The following is a 19,208-nucleotide window of genomic DNA, read 5'->3' on the forward strand; positions in this document are numbered from 1 at the left end:
CTTGCCGAAGAAGGACGAGACGCAGGCGGTCGAGTTTCCCCAAGGAGAGCTATTGACCATCGAGGAACTGGCAGCGCGCCACAGCGTGCCGGCCTGGACCATGGCCGGTTTGAAAGTGGCGATGGCCTGGGGCCAGGGAAAACGGGTCAGCGAGCAAGAGTTCCTGGAGGCCTTAACCAAGTGGCTTTCCGGTCCGATGTCGAGGAGGTGAGGTAAGTGCCCCTGCCTGATGTAACTGTAAAAATTCTGGATGGCGGTCTAGGTATGTTGCCGCCGGGTACGTCCGGTTTGCACGCCAAGGTCGGCGTAAGTTCGGCCGGCACGGTCGGCGAGATCGTGTCCGTGACCGACCCGGGCAAAATCGCCGATCTATTCGGCACCGGTCCGCTGGCAAACGCTCTGTACGATTCCTTTGCGGCCGGAGCGCGCCTGGTATACGCGGTGCGGGCGAACGGCGACATCCCGGGACAAATCGGGACGGTGACAAAAACCAAGACCGGCCAGGGCGATCTCAACGTTACAGGCTCCCCCCTGGACGCCTACGAACTGGTGGTCGAGATAGTGGACCCGGGTGCCAAGAACGTGGCCACGTTCAGGTACAGCCTGGACGGCGGCGACACGTTCTCCGCCAAGATCACCGTGCCAACCGCGCTGACGTACGAGATTCCGGGAACAGGTCTGACCCTGAATTTCTCAGAGTATGTAACCGACCCGAACAATTCGTTCCTGGCCGGCGACAGGTACACGTGCAGGACCACGGCGCCGCGGCCTTCGGTCAACAGCGTAAACGCGGCCATCGACACGCTTTTAAATTCAAAATACCTGTACGAGTTCATCCACGCAGTGGGGGATTCAGACGCAGCCATGTGGGCGGCCCTGGCTGCAAAGGCAGCGGAGGCGGAAACGAGGTACCGCTACATCCATTTCCTTTCCGAAGCGCGCGGACCGGAAAGCACTGAGACGGTCGACCAGTGGGTGAGCGCCCTGCTTGCCGAGAAAAGCGGTTTCGCCAGCACCCGGGTAAGTATTTGCGCCGGGCGGTTCGAACTGGTGGACATGGGCACCGGCCGGATCGTGGACCGCAACGGCGCGGGCATATACGCGGGCAGGGTGAGTTCGATACCGGTACAGCGGTCGCCCGGCGAGGTCATGGAGGGGCCGCTGCCGGCGGTGGTGCGCCTGAATCCTCCGGGGATCAACGACGGCCACATACTCGCCCTGGACGAGGCGGGTTTCGTAACCTTCCGGCAGTACATCGGCCTGTCCGGCCTCTACGTCACCAACGGCCGGATGGCGGCGGAGCCGACCAGCGATTTCCAGTACGTGGAGCTGCGCAGGGTGATGGATAAGGCATGCGCCCAGGTGCGCGCCGCAGCACTGCGCCTTGAACACGCAGAAATCGATCCCACCAACATGGAAAAGAGCCTCTCGGCTGCGGAGGCGCAGCTCACCGCGCCCCTGGACAATATGGTGGGGGCCAGAGAGATTGCCCGGGGCCGCGTGGTCATCCCGCGGGACCAGGACGTGCTGGCCACGTCCAAGATCCGCGTGAAGGTGCGCATTGTGCCCATGGCCATCATGCGGTGGATCGAGCTGGAAATCGGCTTCGAGAACCCGTTCCGGGCCGCGGCTTAAAGGGGGTGCCGAAGGGTGATTAACGGCAAAAAGTACAGCTGGGAGGATATCAGTGTCATCCTGCCCTACGGGGAGATAATCGGCTTCCAGAACATCGAGTATTCCGACGGGCTCGAAATCGACCCGGTATACGGCAAGGGCTCCAACCCCCAGGGTTACGGGGTGGGAAACTATTCCGCCGAGGGAAAGGTGACCCTGCTCAAGGATGAGCACGACAGGTTCGTGGAGTATGCCAAAAAGCAGGGCAAGTCCCTGTACCGCCTGCCTCCCTTTACGATCACCGTTTCGTATGCGAACGAGGACCAGCCCACCAAAACCGACGTGCTCAAAGCCTGCAAGATCGTCAAGGTCAGCCAGTCCGGGGGGCAGGGGGACAAGGAACTAAAAGTGGAGTACGAGCTGAAGATCCTGGGAGGCATCCACAGGGACGGCCTGGCGCCGAATTAATTAACTGAATTATGGGAGGAATCTTAGGATGGCAAGCGTAAGCGAGCAGCAGTTGCAGGAGTGGAAGGAAAAATACGGCGACGTTTACGAGGTCAGGGTGAGCGACGACGAGGAAAAACTACCGGTCTTTTACTTTAAGAAGCCGGGGCGGGGAGAACTCTCCAGGCTCTCGAAAGAAATGATGAGCAATATGTACAACGCCTTGAACAACATGGTCTTCGCCTGCCTGATCCACCCGTCCGCCGAGGTGGTGGCCGGCCTGGTGAACGATAAGCCCGGGCTGGTCATTTCCCTGGGCGCAGAGCTGCAAAAAATAGCGGGTAGCAACCAAAATTTTACGTCGAAAAGATTATAAGGCGGGTAGAGCAGCTTCGCGAGGACGGACTGCACCAGGCGGAAGCGCTCATATCGCTGCATTTCGGGCTTGCGCCGCAAGAGGTCCAGGCCCTTGACGACGAGACATTCTGCGAGCTGGCGGCGCGGGCCTACTTCCTGGAGGACCGCCAGGTGCTGGCAGTAAAACGCGGGGTCTTAATGGCCGTGGCGGAGATGTTCAAAAAATGAAAAGCCGGCAGCGGTCACTGCCGGCGGGCCTGCCGCGCCTGGCGGGCGGCCTCGATCTGCTTGATTCTTTCGCCGCCTTCGCGCCAACCTTCGCGAATGCCAGCACATATTTGACCGATGCACCAAACGAAAGTAGGAATACCGTACCGAATCAATGCGTAAGCGGCCCCGATAGCGCACCCAAAACCAAAGAGCAAAAGGAAAATTAAAAGCCAGGACATTGCGGGAACCCCCCCCTTTCCTTTCTTGTTAATGGTAACACTGTCTGAAAGCGGGTGTCAAGGTGGATTCGCTGTACAACCTGTCCGTGATCGTGAGCGTGGTGGATAAACTTACCGGGCCGGTCAAAAAGATGGCCGAGACTTTCCAGAACTTCGAGAAAACGGTCCAGAAGGCCAGGGGGATGATCGACTTCGGCCAGCGGATGGCCGTGTCCGGGGCGCTGGTCCAGGGGGCGGCCGACACAATGGTGCGCGCCCTGGGCAACATTCTGACGCCTACCGTGGAAAACCAGCGGGCGCTCGGCGAACTGGCCTCCCTGGGGATAGAAAACCTCGACGCCCTCTCTGAAGCCGCCCGGAGGTTCAGCTCCAGGTGGGCGGGCACGACCACGGCACAATTCATCAGTGCCGCCTACGACATCAAGTCCGGCATCGCTTCCCTGAGCGATGAAGCCGTGGCCCAGTTCACTATCATGGCGGCGCTGACGGCGAAGGCCACCAAGGCCACCACGGCCGAAATGACCAGCCTTTTCGCCACCGGCTACGGCATTTTCAAGGACCTGTACGCCAACCTTTCGGACTTTGAATTCGGCGAGATGTTCAGCGCCGGCATAGCGGCAAGCGTGCAGGCCTTTAAAACGACGGGTTCTCAGATGGCCCAGGCCCTGACCACGCTGGGGGCTTCGGCCTCCATGGCCCGGCGGCCTTTCGAGGAGCAACTGGCCGTTCTGGGCATGCTCCAGGCCACCATGCCCGGGGGCGAAGCGGGGACACGCTACAGGGCGTTCATCAAGGCCGCCGCCCAGGCCGGCAAGAGCCTGGGGTTGAGTTTCGTGGACAGCAACAACCAGCTTTTGGGGATGGCCGACATCCTGGATAAGCTGCGGAGCAAATACGGTGAAACCCTGGATGCAATCGAGAAGCAGGAGATCCAGAAGGCCTTCGGCACCGAGGAGGCCGTGGCCCTGATCGACCTGCTCTACGGAAAAGTGGGCCAGTTGAGGAGCAACATAGACCAGCTGGGGATGAGCATGCGCCAGGGAACGGCCTTCACGGAGAAGATGGCCAGGGCCATGAACCAGGACCTGGGGGCGCAGTTCCAGCTGCTCAGGCAGAACATCGACATTCTCAAGGGTTCCATCGGCGACGAGCTGGCCCCGCTGATCAAGGCCTTCATCCCCACGGTGCAGGGCTGGGTGGAGGGGTTCCAGAGGCTGGCCAGAAGCCATCCCACCCTGGTGAGGACGGCCCTGCTGATAGCCGCCATCGCCACCGCCGCGCTGGTGGTCATCGCCCCCATCCTTACCGTGGGCGCCGGAATAGTTATGATGGCCGGGTATTTTATATGGGGATTGGCGCAGATCAGAAAGGCGTTCATTTCATTGCGAGACGTTGCCTTTAGAAGTATAGCAACAATAAGAACTGGCCTCCATCTTTTACGAATAGCGATCTCAGCGTTATCATCCCGACTCATCCTCCTGGCCGAGCGGGCGGCCCTCACCGCAGCGGGGGCGATCTACCTGACCGCCCGGCACATCGCCGGCCTGGCCAAAAGCGCCATGGTTGCGGCAACGTCCGCCCTGCCCCGGCTGATCGCCACAGTCTGGCGGTTTACTGCCGTGCTCATAGCCAACCCCATCACCTGGGTGGTCCTGGCCGTCGCGGGCCTGGGCGCGGCCCTATACGCCTTATGGCGAAACTGGGACACCGTGACGGCATTCCTCGGGCGCACCTGGGAAGCGCTGAAAAACAAGTTCGCCGGCGCCGGCCAGTGGTTCTCGGGAGTGTTCCAGGGCATCATAGCCGCCGCCCGGCAGTACGGTCCCCTGGTTCTGGCGGCGCTGGCGCCGGTAATCGGCGTACCCCTTCTAATCGCGCAGCACTGGGGAACCATCAAGGACGTGGCGGGCAGGGTTTTCGGGCAACTGGTGCAGCTTCTGCCCCAATGGCTCACCCAGATTATAGCGGCCATCCGCGCCAAGGCGGCGGAGTTCACTGCCTCCGGCCAGGCGCTGATTCAAGCTTTCACCCAGGGCATCCGCAACATGATCAACGCGCCGGCGGAAGTGGTTAAATCGGGCCTGGCCAGGCTGCGCCGGCTGCTCCCCTTCTCCGACGCGAAGGAAGGCCCCCTGTCCACCCTCACCCGCTCCGGCATGGCGCTGGTAGAAACTTTTGCCGGCGGGATCACGGCCCGCTCGGGCCTGCTGAAAACAGCAGCGGCCGCCGTCCTGGCCGGGATAACGCTGGCCGCTCCCGCAAACGCCCTTGCGCTGCCAGTGCAAATCGACCCGGTGCTGGGCGCCGTACCGGAGCTGCCGGCACTGAGCACCCGTTCCCTCATGCCTGACGGCGGTTACCGCGTAAACCTTCGGGAGATCATCCGGGAGAGCGTCAAGGAGCGGGAAACCGTCCGGGAGGCCGGCAGGCCGGTGATCATTGTGGTCGATGGCGGCCGGAGCGGGGCCAGGGACGACTTCAGCGACCTGATCGATCTTGCCTACAGGTACCTTTCCATGAGCGGTGACTGACCATGCTGCTTATAACCACCGACATCGGCCAGGTGAAAGTGGGCGACACCGTTTTGCCCGGGGTTTTTGAAAGCCTGGAGATAACCGGATCGGTAAAGCTGGATATGGTGGAGATACGCGGCAAGCAGGATAAGGTTACCCAGGCCGTGGGTTACGACAACGCTCGGGTCAGGCTGACCATAAACCTGGTGCCCACTGACGAAAGCGGGGACTGTTATCAACAGATAGCCGTGTTCCAGAAAATATTCAGGAAGTCCCCCCAGCAGGCCAAGCCGGGTGTCTACAAGCTTATAAACAAGCATGCGGTCGCAAGGGGTATAAGCGAAGTAGTTTTCTCGGACCTCAAAACATTCGAGGACAATAGAACCAACAAGGTGCTGGTCATAGCGGAGTTTATCGAACACGTGCCGGTACAGGTAAAAGTTGCTCAGAAAACTTCACCGTCCACATCGAAATCAAAGCCAAAACCAAAGCCAAAACCAAAACCGGTGACGCCTGCAGAAAAGGTCGCCAAGACCAGGTTGGGATATGGTGACCTGCGCCAGAAAATGGCTTTACAAAAAACGGAGTCAACTCCGGCAAAGGATACCCGCGAACCGGGACTGGGTAAACGGATCCTTGCCTGGCTGAGAGGTGCTAAGGATGTCTGACCTGTTTTCCCCGTTCGTCAAGCTTGTAGTTGGCGGCAACGAGGTGCGCAACCTTTTCGATCAGTTAGACATCTGGCTATCCCGCAAGGAACCAGCGGACGTGGCGGAGTTTACCTTGAAGCCCGGCATACCGGACCTGGGCCTGGTTAGAGATACCGCCGTGGAAATCTGGATGGGGTACGACGAAAAAAACGCCTGGCGCGTTTTCACAGGATACGTGGTGGAGCCCATGCCGCCGCGCTATTTATGCAAGGACGGGGCGGTAAGGCTGTTCAAAACAAGAATCGTGCAGACCTTTCTCAATGCAACACCACAGGATATAATACGTTTCGGGCTGCGAAAGGCGGGGGTTCAGGAGGGAGTGTTGGCGCCAGGGCCGTTCCCGGCCAAGCCGCGGTTTGTAGCCGCGGGGGAGAACGTATCCGATCTGGTCAAGCGGGTAAATGCTACCTGGGGCCTGGATTACGACCATTACTTCGACGGCGACGGGCGCTTTTACTGGGACCCTCCTGCCCCGAAGCCTGGGCCGGTGTACAGCTACCGCTTTGGTGAAAACATCATCGACCTGGAGTTTTACGCTGACCGCGAGCCGTCCGGTCAGCGCTCAATCGGGAGTACAGTCGGCAGCGGGAAACTCCTGACGGTGGCTTCCCCCTTTGTGGGGCACTCCCGGGAAATCGAAATTATCTGGCCTGAAGTGGCCGGCAGTCGCTACCTGGTGGAAACGGTCCACCATTTCATGAACGACAAAAAATCATTAAGGACGGAAATATTTTTCCGCGAACTGGAGGCCGGCTAGCATGGATGCCAGGATGGACAGGTTGATCGAGGTCGTGAGAAAAATCGTTATCAGGCTTTTCCCTGAGCTAGCCGGCAGGTACCATCTGACCGGCAGAGCCAGGGTGACCGGGTTGACCGGAGGGCTGGTGCTGCAACCTGTCACCAGGGACGGCAGCGACGATCCGGAGACGCCGGCGGTCAAGTGCGAAACATTGCCATACACCCTGAAGGTTGGCAACATCGTGCGGCTGGGGTTCATGTACGGCGACCCCTCAGAACCGTTCGTGGGCGTGCTTTCCACGGCCGCAATCGGGACGTGGGCCGGCGGGAAAATAGAAATCCCGGGGTACGGTACCAGGGACGCGCTGGTGGTCGAATGCCTCCGGGAACACTCCCGGCTGGTCACCATGACGGCGCCGGTGGACGACCAGGGGAACCCGCTGCCGGGGGCCTCCACCTCCCCGCTTACGCGCATCGAATACCGGGCCACCCTTGAGGACGGCGATCAGGTTGTGGCGCTGCCCATCGAAGAAGGGGAACGGTTCATCGTGGTCGGCAAACTGTAGGAGGGTTGCCTTTGGAAGATATATTGCTGGATGCGCAGGGGAATTTCGTCGTGGCCGCCGACGGGGATGTGGAAACTGTGTCGGGCCTCGAATGTTTGCTCCAGGACGTGAAGCACCTGCTACTGACCTTCCCGGGAGATCTGTGGGCGCATCCGGAATACGGGGTAGGCCTGCAGGTATTTATACAGGCTGAAGACAACGAACTGAACCGGCTGGAGTTGGAACAGCTTATCAAGGATAGATTGGGCATGGACGACCGGATCGAGGCCGAATCCGTGCGAGTAAACATCAAGAACTGGGATCTGCGGCGTATAACGCTGGAGCTGGCCTTTCGCCCCTCCCCCGTCTTTTTTGAGGAGGAGGAAGAAGAGCCGCAGGAAGGAGAAGCAGTCGTCCTGCTTCAGATATCCCAGGAGGGCATAGCTTTCGGAGGCACGCCATGAGACCGGAAGAGCTTATACCGCAGAAAACACTTCAAGAGCTGGTTGATTCGGCCATCGCGGAACTGCGCAACCAGTCTTTCAGGGTTACGAACTTCAAGCCCGGCGGCGTGTTTAGAACCTTACTTGAAAAATGTAATCAGGGCGTGGAAGACCTGTATGGGCTTCTGCGGAAAATAGCTCCGCAAATGTTCCTGGCTACCGCTACGGGCGTGTGGCTCGATCTCAAGGCCGCCGAATACGGGGTCTTCAGGAGGCTGGAGCAAAAGACCCAGGGGGTAGTGTTTATGGGAAGATTCGAGCCCGGGGACAGTGTTATTATCCCCCAGGGGACTGTGGTAGCCACCGACATTGACCGGTTCGGGGACCGGTTGAAGTACGTTACGACCGGGCCGGTTGTACTGGAAAACGGCACCCTGGAAGTCGCGGTCCCCGTAGAGGCTGAACTTCCAGGCGCCCGGTACAACGTGGGGGCCGGGCAGATAAAAACCTTTCTCACCCTTGTGCGGGGCATAGATTATGTTCGCAACGACGAGGGGTGGATCACTCGCGAGGGGGCGGATGTCGAGGACGACGAAACCCTGCGGCAGCGGGCGATAGACAGGTGGAACCAACTTTCCCAGGGAGGAAACGATGATGCATATAGATCCTGGGCTCAGGAGATTCCCGGTGTGGTAGTGGTGCACGTCGACAGCCAGCATCCCCGGGGGCAGGGTACTGTAGATATAATTATTACCGGCACGGCGGGTATTCCTACGGATGACCTGGTCTCCGCCGTGCAGGAGCATATACGCAAGAAGAAGTCCCTGGTTGCGGACGTGCTGGTCATGAAGCCGGAGCCGGTATACGTCAATTTCGATTTGACGCTATACCTGCATCCCGACTACGGCGATGAAGAAACGGCCAGGAGTGAGGCGGAAAGTATTATCGACATCATGTTCATGTACGGCGATACAACGCACCCGCAGATCAGAAAGGTATCGCCAGTGTTCGGGTTGCCGGTCGACCAGGTGAAGTACAACCTGCTAAGCAACATTGAGCACATCGTAAAAGTGGATATTCGCGAGCCGGCCGCCGACCTGATGCCCACAATACGACAGGTGCTGGTAAAGGGTTCCGTAAGCATAACGGTTGAGAGGGTGGCCACATGAGCTTTGCCGACTACCTTTATGACCTGGCCCACGTGATTTTCAAGCGTACGGCCAAGCCCGATGACAGCGACCTCTATAAGCTTACCCGTGCTTTGGGTCCGAATTTCGACGACCTCCAGGAAGCCATGTTTTTGCTTCGCGAAATTTCCATGGTGGCTACGGCGACCGGCAAAGCTCTGGACATGTGCGGTAAAGACCGCAAGATGCCCCGCTACCGGGGGGAAACCGACGACGAATACCGGCTGAGGTTGCTCAGCGCCATGGACATATATGCAATGGCCGGCACGGAGCCAGGGATGGAAATGGTCCTGGCAACGCTGGGCTATAGGAACAGTGAAATATATCCCCTCTACAAGGAGAAGTACAAGTGGCGCTTTCTCAACACAACAACGCCGCTTGACGGCAGCATAACCCTCGAACCCACGGAACCCGATGCCAAGCTGGAATACCTGGGTCGCTGGGCGGAGTTCATTGTAAAACTGAACATTGGAGACGCAAGCTTTACGGAAACCCAGTATCAAATTGTCAGGAGTATGATCAACAAGGTAAAGCCCAGCGAAGGGAAGCTTTACGCCCTGCAGCTGATGACAGCTGCGGCGACGTGGTTTGCCCTGGTAAGCAGGGTTTCCCTTGTTGTGTCAGGCCGATTCGGCGGCGAAGTCAGCCCCCACGTCCGGTTCCTCAATGGTCGGCGTACCCTTTCTTCTGACCCCCTGCCTTTGCTGCTGGACGGCACTGGTTGGCTGGACGGCCGGTATGTACTCTGCGGCTATAAGGAACGGCCGCCGGATACGTGGTTCATGGAAGACAGCCGCAACCGCCAGGGAATGCTCCTGGCCCACAGGTTCTTTTCCTGGCCTGTGGTGACGGTGAACATGGACGGCCGGTACTGGCTGAACGGTAAACTGGACTTGAAAGGCGCCCGGAGGCTGACGGGAGCCAGGGTGGCAGTAAGAACGAAAGCAGGCATATCGATCGTTCCGGGCCACTCCGGCCGGGTAGGCCATAAGGTAAAATCAGGAGCGCTTAGAACCGCGGGCAGGCTGAGCGCCTACTACAGAGAACTGGACGGAATCCTGCGCCTGGACGGACGCTGGGTGCTGGCGCCGGACAGGACGCTTGACGGCCGCGAGCAGCTGTTCGATGGCCAGGTGGCCCACCGCGTGGTTACTAGGCTTTCCTTCCCTTATTCATTCGGCCACGGCCCGGATATGGGCACAGGGCTGTGGTGTCTGGACGGCGGGGGCCCGCGATATGTGTTAGACGGCCGGATATGCATGTCCGCAACGGCCATGATGGACGGAAGCGTTACCCTTAATGGCCTAAATCGCATGCAGTGGCTGGCTTTCCTGGGAGACACCGTCTATCTCCTGAGCGGTCGCCGACTAATGGGTGGAGACGGTCTTTTGCTGGACGGGCAACTGCAGATGAGGTCGAGCCCCACGTCACACGAGCTAAGAATAACGGTTTATAAGAACAACCGTTTTGTTGAAAAGGTGGTGGTATAGGTGAACACCGTAACGACAAAGCAGGCACGCATTGACATGGCCAGGGCCAGAGCAGGGGAAATTGTCCTGCCCCAGGTGACGCATATAGCATTCGGAACCGGCGGACATGAGCCTGGCGATGTGACCAAGCCAATTCCCCCATCGGAAAACGACACCGCCCTGGAGCAGGAAGTAATCCGGGTACCGATAGCCAGCAGAACCAGGATAAATGAAACCACAGTTCGGTATAAAGTATCTCTGGCAGGTGACCAGGCCAACGGAATGCCTCTAACAGAGGCGGGGCTGATAGACAGTAACGGCCGCCTGGTGGCCAGGAAAACTTTCGGGGCGAAGGTGAAGGAGCCAGATGTAAGCATGGATTTCGAGTGGGATGAAGAGTTCTAAGAAGGAGGAATAAAGATGGCAGATATTGTAGGGCAGCCCATCTGGAAGGACAGGGTAAGGAAACATGAGGCGAGCGACCCTGTTGCGCCAAGTACGTGGGATCCCATCCATACAGACTTGATCAACAACGACGTTTACTTAAAGGGACAAATCGATGCGCTTAACAACGAGGTAGCGGCCGCCAGGGGTGGTTACGCCAATCTGGACGCGCGACTGGACGCCCTAGAAACCCAAACGCTGCAAGGCGAGAGCACTTTCAATAGTACGGCTGGTCGCACCATTACCCATAACCTGGGACATACGAACTATATCGTTAACATTGTGCCGCTTCAGGACACCGGCGGCGACCTTGGGGACGTGTACATTTCCAAGGCGGCCAACGCCTTCACTGTATACAACACGGGCGGTTTTACCGGGAGTTTCCGGTATCAGCTCATAACGTAAGGAGGTAGGAATAAGATGATAATTCAACACGACCCCAATAAGCCTAATGAAGTTATATCTATTGACCAGGCTTCCCCCCATCGCCTGGTGGTGGCGGCTTTCCGCTTTCCGGGCGGTGAGTGTACCGGCGGGACTATAGACCTAACACCGTTTCAGGGTGGTCCGTTCAGGCTTTATTTAGAAAAGGATGGCAGCCTAAACACCGAGCTTTACGGGGACCATTACTGGCTCCTGGCGGAAGCCGTTTTGCCGGAAAAGCAATTTGATAACCAGCCTACCGGAAGGGCCGACGAAAATGGGCAGCCTATTATGGAGATGGTAGAACGTCCGCTAAACCTGAACGATATCCAGATTATTTTATTCCCTTTACCGGAGGTGGAGTAAATGGCAAACGTAAGCAAGCTATCCTTGGCAGCTCTGCGGGACCGTATAGCTGCCGGCACCCGTGAGGTGGACGTAATCCACAACTCCAAAGCCGACGGGACTGGCACAATGGTGGTATCCAAGATGATTTATATACCTAAGTTCCGCATTCCCGCTGGCCTATGGGACAGCGGAACCTTCCCGCCCCAAGACCTCAAGCTCGGCGGCTTTCTGATAGATAAATATCCCTGTAGCCAGCCCGATGCAACAAACAGCAGCAGAGGCAGTACTTCGCCCAATAACCCCGGCCAGGTAGCGGCCGTATCTCAACAAGGTGTGGTGCCTTGGACAGACATCGATTGGTATAATGCCAAAAAGGCCTGCGAGAACCGCAAAATAAACGGACGTTCTTGTCATTTGGTAACGATGAAAGAATGGGCCACTATATGCTTTTTAATTAAACTTTTAGGGCACGACATCCGGGGCAACAACAACTGGGGCCGCGACATAAGGGACCCGGACTCCTGGGAGTACTATGGAATAGCAGACCCGGTAGTGGCAAGCTATACTCAGCAGCAGGGTAAAAGTTATTCGCGATGCCTCACTGGCACTGGCCCCATTTCCTGGAGCCATAACGGCATGGCCAATGGTGTCTTCGACATCGTGGGCAACCTCTGGGAGTGGGTAGACTTCCTCATTGACTGCGGGAGGTACCAGGCTATAAAGTCCGCGGTCATAAGTGATTCGGATGGAATTACGGCAACTGATACGGCTATAGTAATCGGCAACGTGGAGAGTCCCGAACTCTGGCCGGCAAGCAATGGCCTAATTCTAATCAAGGCAGAGGGCACCAACACCGATGAATACGTAATCTACAGCTCCATGGTAAACAACGGCAACGGCACATATACCCTGACCGGCTGCCAGCGCGGCCAGAAGGGGACGGCCCCCAGTACCCACTCAAACGGCGCCGTAGTACAGCAGATTACTGACTATTGCGTAATCCCCGGCGGTTGGACGGCCAAAATAGCAGATTCCGGCCTCAATAACACCACCAACCCGGCCACCTTTACTATCTCGGACCTCGTCCTAGGGCCCGGAAGTTCCGGCCCGGCGGTCGGAGACGTCCTCCAGTGCGAGAACGAGCAGCTTACGGTCGTCGCCGTGAGCGGAACGAGTATCACCGTAAACCGCGGAGCTAATGGTTCCGCCATAGCAGCCCATGCTCAGGGTACCGGCGTTGCGAGGATTTCTCCACAGATGAGTAACGATAGCCCAGCGGCTACTGGGGATTATGGAGCTTCGCAGTTCGGCAAATTTGTGACCATGAGGGCCGAAGCTGAACTTGCTGCCCTGGCGCTGCCAGCCGCTGTGTCCTCTGGTGGAAGTGAAGAGTGGAAAGACGGCTTCTGGTTGCGCAACTATAAACAACGCGCGGCTCTCCGTGGTGGGTACTGGCCCGATGGCTCGCGCGCTTGGTCGGGCTTCGCCCTCAACCTGTACAATCCGCCGTCGTACGCGAACATCGGCATCGGCTTCCGCGCCGCTTTAAGTTTATAATCTGAAATCTGAAATCTGAAATTCTGGTAATCTGGGGGCGGAGCGATAGCGAAGCCCCCAATCCGAAATTAGAGGTAGGAGAAATGCAGGAGTTAAAGATAAGACAAAAGTGCGAAGACATGATTGCTTACGGCTATACCGCTCTTCGCCAGTTCCCTAAAAGTGAGCGTTACACGTTGGCGGCTGACATTAAAAAGTCGATGTATAGGCTCCTCAACCTCATTATCGCTGCCAACAAGAAGTATTACAAAAAGACCACGTTTCAGGAAATGGATGTGGAGCTCGATTACCTGCGCTCGCTTATACGGTTAGCCATGCAGCTCGGCTTTCTACCGTTCAAGAAATACGAAAACTGGGCTGCAATGCTTAACGAGATAGGCAAAATGCTTGGCGGATGGATGAAATCCATGCGCTAGAGCTTTTTGCAGGGGCCGGGTTGTAACGCGCGGCTCTCCGTGGTGGGAACTGGAACAATGGCTCGAACGCTCGGTCGGGCTTCGCCCTCAACCTGAACAATCCGCCGTCGAACGCGAACATCAACATCGGCTTCCGCGCCGCTCTGCCTGGCAAGCCAGAAGTCGAAACCCTACGGGGTTTCGTCCAGTGCGCAGGCAAAGGAACCCGGTTCCTTGTCGCGCCAGCTTGTCTGGCCGGCAAAAAACAAAAAATGCCTGTCCCGGCCAGTAGGAAACGAAAGCCGGAGCCAGGCCAGGTAGGAGGATGAAGATGAGGACTTATAAGAACCTATACCCGCAAGTCTATGATTTTCAAAACCTATATGAGGCCTATATCAAGGCGAGGCGGGGCCACAGGTACCAGCCGGAAGTCCTCATCTTCACCAACAACCTGGAAAGCGAACTGATCCAGTTACAGAATGAACTAATCTGGAAGACTTATAAGACAGGCTCTTATCGGCGGTTCTACGTCAACGACCCTAAAACCAGGCTGGTGGCCGCTCTTCCTTTTCGGGACCGGGTGCTGCAGCACGCCTTATGCAACATCATTGAGCCGCTTTTTGAGCGCAAGTTTATCTATGACAGCTATGCCTGCCGGAAAGGCAAGGGAACTCACGCCGGCGCGGACCGGGTAACGGAATTTCTCAGGCGGGCTACCAGGTTATGGCCAAAGCCTTACTGCCTAAAGTGCGATATAAGCCAATATTTTCCTTCTATCCGGCACAGCACACTGCTGGCGATTATCAGGAGGACTATTACCTGCGAAGATACCATGTGGCTGATCCAGGAAATCCTCTCTAGTTGGGTCGATACCACCGACCCTGACCCAAGGGGGCTGCCTATAGGTAACCTGACAAGCCAGTTGTGGGCCAACATCTACCTGGACCAGCTTGACCACTTTATCAAGGAAGTCCTTCGGGTCAAGTTCTACGTCCGGTACATGGACGACTTCGTAATTATTGGCGGCAACAAGGCCGAGCTGTGGCAGGTAAAAAAGGAGATTGAAACCTTTCTGGCTGATAAGCTGGGTTTGCGCTTGAATGGTAAGTCGGGGATTTTTCCTATATCTCAGGGAGTAGATTTTCTAGGATACCGCATTTGGCCAGACCACAGGTTGTTGAGAAAAAGAAGTACAAAACGGATCAAACGAGCCTTAAAGCATTTCCAAAAGCTGTATAGCCAGGGCAAGATTAGCTTTGAGCGGATTAATGCTACAGTACAGAGCTGGTTAGGCCATGCAAAACACGCGGATACTTACCGCTTTAGGCAGAAGCTCTTTGAAGCCCTTGCCTTTGTGCGGGACAAAATGAAGAACATTGAAAACTTCTAGAAAAAGCCGCCAAGGGCGGCTTTTATTTAGGGTAACCAAAATAGGCTCCAGCGTAATTTCCTACGCTAGGATTGCATAAATATAAAAATTATTTTGTTTCATTTTGCTGTGAGAAATTTTCCCGTTTTGCGAGAGAAGCTACAAACCTCCTTAATACTCATGCCTTTTACCTGCGCGGAATATAATTTGTCCCCTTAAAGTATGTACAATGAAAACAAACTATATCCTAAAAATCCTCTAAAAACCTTCCTGGCTTTTTATGGGAGGCCGTGGTATAATAGGTTCTGTCGCTGGCGAGGTGAGGACAATGAGGATTATTACAACTGAAAGGCTACCCATTAAAATTTGGGCCCGGGAGGTGGAAGAGGGCGCCCTGGAACAGGCCCGCCACCTGGCCAATCACCCGTATGCCCGCCATCATATTGCCCTGATGCCCGACGTCCACCAGGGTTACGGCATGCCTATCGGAGGAGTGCTGGCCACGGAAGGGGTAATCATCCCTAACGCCGTAGGGGTGGACGTGGGGTGCGGGGTGCGGGTAGTGAGAACAAATCAGACGGTGGAAGCTGTACGGCCCCGTTTAAGGGATATCCTAAACCAGATCCAGCGGGCTATTCCCACCGGCTTTAACCATCATAAAAAACCTCAAAGCAGCTCCCTTTTTCACCGCGCCCCAGATGTACCGGTAATCCGGGAAGAACTGGAAAACGCCAGGTACCAGCTGGGTACGCTGGGCGGCGGAAATCACTTTATCGAAATCCAGAGGGACGACCAGGATCATGTATGGATCATGCTGCATTCCGGTTCCCGGAACTTTGGCAAAAAAGTGGCCGATTATTACAACCGCCTGGCCATAAACTTAAACGAGAGGTATGGTCCCCCAGTACCCCGGGAATGGCAACTGGCTTATTTGCCTTTAGATACCCATGAAGGACAAAATTACCTGGCGGCCATGCAGTATTGCCTGGAATTTGCCCGGGAAAACCGGGCTCATATGATGAAAGTAATCCTGGAAATCTGTCATTCCCTGTTGCCTGATTTTACCTGGGGAGAAGAACTGGACGTGCACCATAATTACGCCTTTTTAGAAAAACACTTTGGCCAGCAGGTGATGGTACACCGCAAGGGGGCCGTGCGGGCGGTAGGGGACGTAATCGTACCCGGGTCCATGGGCAGCCCGTCTTACATCTGCCGCGGCCTGGCCAATCCGGAAAGTTTTGCCAGCTGTTCCCATGGGGCAGGACGGGTAATGGGTCGCAATGAAGCCCGCCGGCGCATACCGGTGGAAAAAGTTATTAAAGAAATGCAGGCTCTGGGAGTTGAGCTATTTAAGGCCAAAAAGGGAGACCTGGCGGAAGAGTGCCGCCAGGCCTACAAGGATATTGATCAGGTAATGGAAGACCAGAGGGATTTGGTGGAGATCAAGATCAGGTTGCAGCCCCTGGGAGTAGTCAAAGGTTAGGCACCCGCGTTCATCAACCATTCATGCGTTAAGGATTGGGTACTCTACTAATTGCCCCTGCCGGGCAGGCACGGTAACAACGACCACAGCGGGTACAATTGTCCAGGTTAATATTATAGTGTACCGTGTCGTCAATATAAATGCCCCCATCCTTACATTCCAGCTCACAGGCCGCACAGGACATGCAAAGCTCCTGGTTAATCTGGTAATTAAACTTAAACTTCTTTGGTTTTGTCAAGAAAACCCCCCCTTAATAAACATTAGTATGTACCCTTTCTACAGCCCGGGAAAAATTCCTCCCAAAGTTTTTAAAATAAAATACATTGCGGCAAGACAAAATACTAATAAAAAGCTTAGAAGGAGGGCTTATTTTGATCAGAAGGCGCATTCAGGGGGTAATCCGTCGGTACCGCATACCAGGTTCCACCAGCACCGGATACCGGCCGGTATGGGATATGGGGTACGCGGCGGAATATAAAAAAAGAACACGTATTTCTGGCGTTAACAGGCCCAGTACCTAACTGCCGGCAGGGAAGTTAACTCTTCCCGGGGGTTTCCAATCTAAATGCTCGGACACTCAAAGATCGCCATAACCCTTGACACACACAACCATCTGGTGCCGGAACTGATGGAGCAGGCGGCGGAGAAAGCTGATGCCGTATTCGGGCAAAAGAAAAACCCTTCCGCAAAGGAAGGGAAAAGTAAGGACGCGCCAGGGGCTTCCGCATTGTCGTAAGATTGTCGTAAACCGGCCGCCCCTGAGCCCTGAAAGCCTTATCTGGTGGGCCATGAGGGAATCGAACCCCCAACCTGACGATTAAGAGTCGCCTGCTCTACCAGTTGAGCTAATGGCCCTGGTCGGGATGGAGGGATTTGAACCCCCGGCCTCTTGCTCCCAAGGCAAGCGCGCTAACCAAACTGCGCCACATCCCGCTAGTAATACAAGCCAAACTTTAATGATACAAATTTAATTATAATCTCCCCTACCGCCGGCGTCAAGGGTACCAGGATCAAAAAAAAGTCCAGCTTTGCGCTGGACGGGGAGAGATAGAACTCACCAAAGCGGAGTATTCTTAGTATTTCCCGGCAAAGTCTTTTATATACCTATTCAAGTAAAAATTACAAAAATCTATCCCTAAAAAGCTACCTGACACGTGTTATACTTGGTAATGATAACCCAATAACCTTTAAGGAGGCGGAAACACATGTTTAAGACAGCCGAAAGGTTAATCCTGGCCGGCATTGGTGCCCTGGCTTTAACCACCGAAAGGGCAGAAAAAATGATCAACGAGCTGGTGGAAAGGGGACAAATGAGCAGAGAAGAAGCACGCAATTTTCTGCAGGAACTAATCGCAAAAGGGGAGCAGGAAAAGGCTAACCTTGCGGAAACCCTGCGCCGGGAGATCTCCCAATTAAGAGAAGATCTGGGTCTGGTTACCAGAGCAGAAATAGAGGAACTTAAAAACAGGGTCGCCCGCCTGGAAGAACAACTATCACAGAAACAAAACGAGACCTGAGCTCAACACACCGGTAACGATAGAATATAAACCTGCATGAGTTCAAAATTTTTCTTTGCGCCAGCAGGAAAAATAATAGCCACGTCGAAATCGTAACTTCAAAATTTTAAAAATATAAAGATGAAGCAGGAATTACCCCCGGCTTTGTAGAAGAAACACATTTAGTTACCTTATAACTATAGCCCAGCAGATGGAAAAAGTATTTATGAAATACGCCCGAGGTGAAACTTAATGAAGCTGGCCATCTCCGGAAAGGGCGGTGTCGGCAAAACCACCATCGCTGCTGCACTGGTCAAGTCCTTTGCGGAAACCCACCAAACCGTCTATGCCATTGACGCCGATCCCGATGCCTGCCTGGCTGCCGCCATAGGGATCCCCGAGGAGGTTGCCAGCGAATTAAAACCCATTGTGGAAATGCGGGATCTCATCCGGGCCAAAACCGGAGAGGGTGCCTTTTATACTCTCAACCCGCAAGTGAACGATGTGCTGGATGATTACAGCTACCAGTATAAAAACATCAAATTTATCCGCATGGGTGGAATTAAAAAAGGCGGTTCGGAATGCTATTGCCGCGAAAATACCTTCCTTAACGCCGTGGTTTCTTCCTTGCTTCTGGATAGCAATGAAGTAGTAATTATGGATATGGGGGCCGGCATCGAACACTTGTCCCGTGGGACAGCTAGAGGCGTAGACCTGATGCTGGTGGTGGTGGAGCCTAGCCGCAACAGCATAAATACCGCGCACCTGGTCAAGCGGTTAGCGGCCGACCTGGGGATTCGCAAAGTAAGGATCATTGGCAATAAGATTCGCACTGCACGGGAAAAGGAATATATAGAAAATCATTTTTCACCGGAAGAGATATTGGGTTTCATCGAGTTCAACAACGAAATATGGGAAAAAGCTATGGAACCGAACTCAGATGCAGCGGGAGAACTGTTAGCCGGCATGAGGGAGGTTCGCGAAAAAATACTGCGAGAGGCAGGTGATCGGTAAACACCGGGGTTGGGAGAGGATATGCAGTTTTTTACTATACTATTATTCATCCCTGTCTAAAGGGTGGGTACAGTTCGGTGACCCCGGCACCAACCACACTGGATGCCGGAAAAACAACGCCGCCAAAGACAGCCACTGGTTTAAAAGAGGTAATTCCAGCTGCAAAAGGGTAGATCCCAGGAGCTTAAGCTAAATTAAAGACAAAAT

General features: G+C 55.5%; 22 protein-coding genes and 2 tRNA genes. 20 read left to right on the top strand and 4 right to left on the bottom strand.

The window, feature by feature from the left end; genetic code table 11:
* The first annotated feature begins 1 nt into the window (after position 1).
* Genes G7K71_RS00195 through G7K71_RS00210 form a run of 4 tightly spaced genes read left to right on the top strand, consistent with a single transcriptional unit; the run spans position 2 to position 2,437 of the window.
* Positions 2-211, top strand: a complete 210-nt coding sequence (locus G7K71_RS00195) for a hypothetical protein (RefSeq protein WP_166342696.1) — start codon at positions 2-4, stop codon at positions 209-211.
* A gap of 5 nt (positions 212-216) precedes the next feature.
* The gene (locus G7K71_RS00200; protein WP_166342697.1) at positions 217-1,635 is read left to right on the top strand and encodes a DUF2586 domain-containing protein; all 1,419 of its coding nucleotides are present in this window, start codon (positions 217-219) and stop codon (positions 1,633-1,635) included.
* Positions 1,636-1,650: 15 nt separating this feature from the next.
* The gene (locus tag G7K71_RS00205; RefSeq protein ID WP_166342699.1) at positions 1,651-2,082 is read left to right on the top strand and encodes a hypothetical protein; all 432 of its coding nucleotides are present in this window, start codon (positions 1,651-1,653) and stop codon (positions 2,080-2,082) included.
* A gap of 28 nt (positions 2,083-2,110) precedes the next feature.
* Positions 2,111-2,437: a hypothetical protein gene (locus G7K71_RS00210; protein ID WP_166342700.1), complete on the top strand. Its 327-nt coding sequence runs from the start codon at positions 2,111-2,113 to the stop codon at positions 2,435-2,437.
* Positions 2,438-2,660: 223 nt separating this feature from the next.
* Here G7K71_RS00210 and G7K71_RS00215 read toward each other — a convergent pair whose 3' ends face one another.
* Positions 2,661-2,867 carry a hypothetical protein gene (locus G7K71_RS00215; RefSeq protein WP_166342702.1) on the bottom strand — a complete coding sequence of 69 codons (207 nt, stop codon included), beginning with the start codon at positions 2,865-2,867 and terminating at the stop codon, positions 2,661-2,663.
* 62 nt (positions 2,868-2,929) lie between these two features.
* Between G7K71_RS00215 and G7K71_RS00220 the strand changes: the two genes are divergently transcribed.
* The 14 genes from G7K71_RS00220 to G7K71_RS00285 all read left to right on the top strand — a co-directional run bounded on the left by G7K71_RS00220 (position 2,930) and on the right by G7K71_RS00285 (position 16,491).
* Positions 2,930-5,398, top strand: a complete 2,469-nt coding sequence (locus tag G7K71_RS00220; protein WP_166342704.1) for a phage tail tape measure protein — start codon at positions 2,930-2,932, stop codon at positions 5,396-5,398.
* 2 nt (positions 5,399-5,400) lie between these two features.
* A complete protein-coding gene (locus tag G7K71_RS00225; RefSeq protein ID WP_166342706.1) occupies positions 5,401-6,048 on the top strand; it encodes a hypothetical protein in 648 nt (215 codons plus the stop codon).
* Complete coding sequence (locus G7K71_RS00230; protein WP_166342708.1) at positions 6,041-6,847, top strand: hypothetical protein; 807 nt, start codon at positions 6,041-6,043, stop codon at positions 6,845-6,847. The genes G7K71_RS00225 and G7K71_RS00230 overlap by 8 nt, the downstream gene beginning before the upstream one ends.
* 1 nt (position 6,848) lies before the next feature.
* Positions 6,849-7,394: a hypothetical protein gene (locus G7K71_RS00235; RefSeq protein ID WP_166342710.1), complete on the top strand. Its 546-nt coding sequence runs from the start codon at positions 6,849-6,851 to the stop codon at positions 7,392-7,394.
* An 11-nt stretch (positions 7,395-7,405) separates the two neighbouring features.
* Positions 7,406-7,837, top strand: a complete 432-nt coding sequence (locus tag G7K71_RS00240) for a GPW/gp25 family protein (protein WP_166342712.1) — start codon at positions 7,406-7,408, stop codon at positions 7,835-7,837.
* Positions 7,834-8,985, top strand: coding sequence for a baseplate J/gp47 family protein (locus G7K71_RS00245; protein ID WP_166342714.1), 1,152 nt, complete (start codon positions 7,834-7,836; stop codon positions 8,983-8,985). Before G7K71_RS00240 ends, G7K71_RS00245 begins: the two co-directional genes overlap by 4 nt.
* The gene (locus G7K71_RS00250) at positions 8,982-10,493 is read left to right on the top strand and encodes a phage tail protein (RefSeq protein ID WP_166342716.1); all 1,512 of its coding nucleotides are present in this window, start codon (positions 8,982-8,984) and stop codon (positions 10,491-10,493) included. The genes G7K71_RS00245 and G7K71_RS00250 overlap by 4 nt, the downstream gene beginning before the upstream one ends.
* On the top strand, positions 10,494-10,877 hold the full coding sequence (locus tag G7K71_RS00255; RefSeq protein ID WP_166342718.1) for a phage tail protein: 384 nt from the start codon (positions 10,494-10,496) through the stop codon (positions 10,875-10,877).
* Between the two features lie 15 nt (positions 10,878-10,892).
* Positions 10,893-11,321: a hypothetical protein gene (locus tag G7K71_RS00260; protein ID WP_166342720.1), complete on the top strand. Its 429-nt coding sequence runs from the start codon at positions 10,893-10,895 to the stop codon at positions 11,319-11,321.
* Between the two features lie 15 nt (positions 11,322-11,336).
* On the top strand, positions 11,337-11,705 hold the full coding sequence (locus tag G7K71_RS00265) for a hypothetical protein (RefSeq protein ID WP_166342722.1): 369 nt from the start codon (positions 11,337-11,339) through the stop codon (positions 11,703-11,705).
* Positions 11,706-13,244 carry a hypothetical protein gene (locus G7K71_RS00270; protein WP_166342724.1) on the top strand — a complete coding sequence of 513 codons (1,539 nt, stop codon included), beginning with the start codon at positions 11,706-11,708 and terminating at the stop codon, positions 13,242-13,244.
* Positions 13,245-13,327: 83 nt separating this feature from the next.
* Positions 13,328-13,660 (top strand): diversity-generating retroelement protein Avd, encoded by a 333-nt coding sequence (gene avd, locus G7K71_RS00275; RefSeq protein ID WP_072871395.1) that lies wholly within the window; start codon positions 13,328-13,330, stop codon positions 13,658-13,660.
* A gap of 310 nt (positions 13,661-13,970) precedes the next feature.
* The gene (locus G7K71_RS00280) at positions 13,971-15,029 is read left to right on the top strand and encodes a reverse transcriptase domain-containing protein (protein WP_166342726.1); all 1,059 of its coding nucleotides are present in this window, start codon (positions 13,971-13,973) and stop codon (positions 15,027-15,029) included.
* Between the two features lie 307 nt (positions 15,030-15,336).
* Entirely contained in the window at positions 15,337-16,491 is a 1,155-nt protein-coding gene (locus G7K71_RS00285) for an RtcB family protein (RefSeq protein ID WP_166342727.1), read from the top strand.
* A gap of 28 nt (positions 16,492-16,519) precedes the next feature.
* Here the strand turns inward: G7K71_RS00285 and G7K71_RS00290 are convergent, their stop codons facing one another.
* The 3 genes from G7K71_RS00290 to G7K71_RS00300 form a co-directional block, all read right to left on the bottom strand.
* Positions 16,520-16,729 carry a 4Fe-4S binding protein gene (locus G7K71_RS00290; protein WP_013822593.1) on the bottom strand — a complete coding sequence of 70 codons (210 nt, stop codon included), beginning with the start codon at positions 16,727-16,729 and terminating at the stop codon, positions 16,520-16,522.
* A 541-nt stretch (positions 16,730-17,270) separates the two neighbouring features.
* Positions 17,271-17,346: transfer RNA gene (locus G7K71_RS00295), tRNA-Lys, on the bottom strand.
* Positions 17,347-17,424: transfer RNA gene (locus G7K71_RS00300), tRNA-Pro, on the bottom strand.
* Positions 17,425-17,696: 272 nt separating this feature from the next.
* On the opposite strand from G7K71_RS00300, the gene G7K71_RS00305 reads away from it, so the two are divergent.
* Both G7K71_RS00305 and G7K71_RS00310 read left to right on the top strand, forming a co-directional pair.
* Positions 17,697-18,008 carry a phasin family protein gene (locus G7K71_RS00305; RefSeq protein WP_166342729.1) on the top strand — a complete coding sequence of 104 codons (312 nt, stop codon included), beginning with the start codon at positions 17,697-17,699 and terminating at the stop codon, positions 18,006-18,008.
* A gap of 231 nt (positions 18,009-18,239) precedes the next feature.
* Complete coding sequence (locus G7K71_RS00310; RefSeq protein WP_166342731.1) at positions 18,240-19,001, top strand: AAA family ATPase; 762 nt, start codon at positions 18,240-18,242, stop codon at positions 18,999-19,001.
* Positions 19,002-19,208: the final 207 nt, after the last annotated feature.

Origin of the sequence: Desulfofundulus sp. TPOSR (genome assembly GCF_011393055.1) — a bacterium.
Taxonomy (GTDB): domain Bacteria; phylum Bacillota; class Desulfotomaculia; order Desulfotomaculales; family Desulfovirgulaceae; genus Desulfofundulus; species Desulfofundulus kuznetsovii.

Coding starts and splice junctions, on each gene's coding strand:
- G7K71_RS00210 (WP_166342700.1), top strand. CDS start 2,111: ATGGCAAGCGTAAGCGAGCAGCAGTTGCAGGAGTGGAAGGAAAAATAC.
- G7K71_RS00215 (WP_166342702.1), bottom strand. CDS start 2,867: ATGTCCTGGCTTTTAATTTTCCTTTTGCTCTTTGGTTTTGGGTGCGCT.
- G7K71_RS00225 (WP_166342706.1), top strand. CDS start 5,401: ATGCTGCTTATAACCACCGACATCGGCCAGGTGAAAGTGGGCGACACC.
- G7K71_RS00230 (WP_166342708.1), top strand. CDS start 6,041: ATGTCTGACCTGTTTTCCCCGTTCGTCAAGCTTGTAGTTGGCGGCAAC.
- G7K71_RS00235 (WP_166342710.1), top strand. CDS start 6,849: ATGGATGCCAGGATGGACAGGTTGATCGAGGTCGTGAGAAAAATCGTT.
- G7K71_RS00245 (WP_166342714.1), top strand. CDS start 7,834: ATGAGACCGGAAGAGCTTATACCGCAGAAAACACTTCAAGAGCTGGTT.
- G7K71_RS00250 (WP_166342716.1), top strand. CDS start 8,982: ATGAGCTTTGCCGACTACCTTTATGACCTGGCCCACGTGATTTTCAAG.
- G7K71_RS00260 (WP_166342720.1), top strand. CDS start 10,893: ATGGCAGATATTGTAGGGCAGCCCATCTGGAAGGACAGGGTAAGGAAA.
- G7K71_RS00265 (WP_166342722.1), top strand. CDS start 11,337: ATGATAATTCAACACGACCCCAATAAGCCTAATGAAGTTATATCTATT.
- G7K71_RS00270 (WP_166342724.1), top strand. CDS start 11,706: ATGGCAAACGTAAGCAAGCTATCCTTGGCAGCTCTGCGGGACCGTATA.
- avd (WP_072871395.1), top strand. CDS start 13,328: ATGCAGGAGTTAAAGATAAGACAAAAGTGCGAAGACATGATTGCTTAC.
- G7K71_RS00280 (WP_166342726.1), top strand. CDS start 13,971: ATGAGGACTTATAAGAACCTATACCCGCAAGTCTATGATTTTCAAAAC.
- G7K71_RS00285 (WP_166342727.1), top strand. CDS start 15,337: ATGAGGATTATTACAACTGAAAGGCTACCCATTAAAATTTGGGCCCGG.
- G7K71_RS00305 (WP_166342729.1), top strand. CDS start 17,697: ATGTTTAAGACAGCCGAAAGGTTAATCCTGGCCGGCATTGGTGCCCTG.
- G7K71_RS00310 (WP_166342731.1), top strand. CDS start 18,240: ATGAAGCTGGCCATCTCCGGAAAGGGCGGTGTCGGCAAAACCACCATC.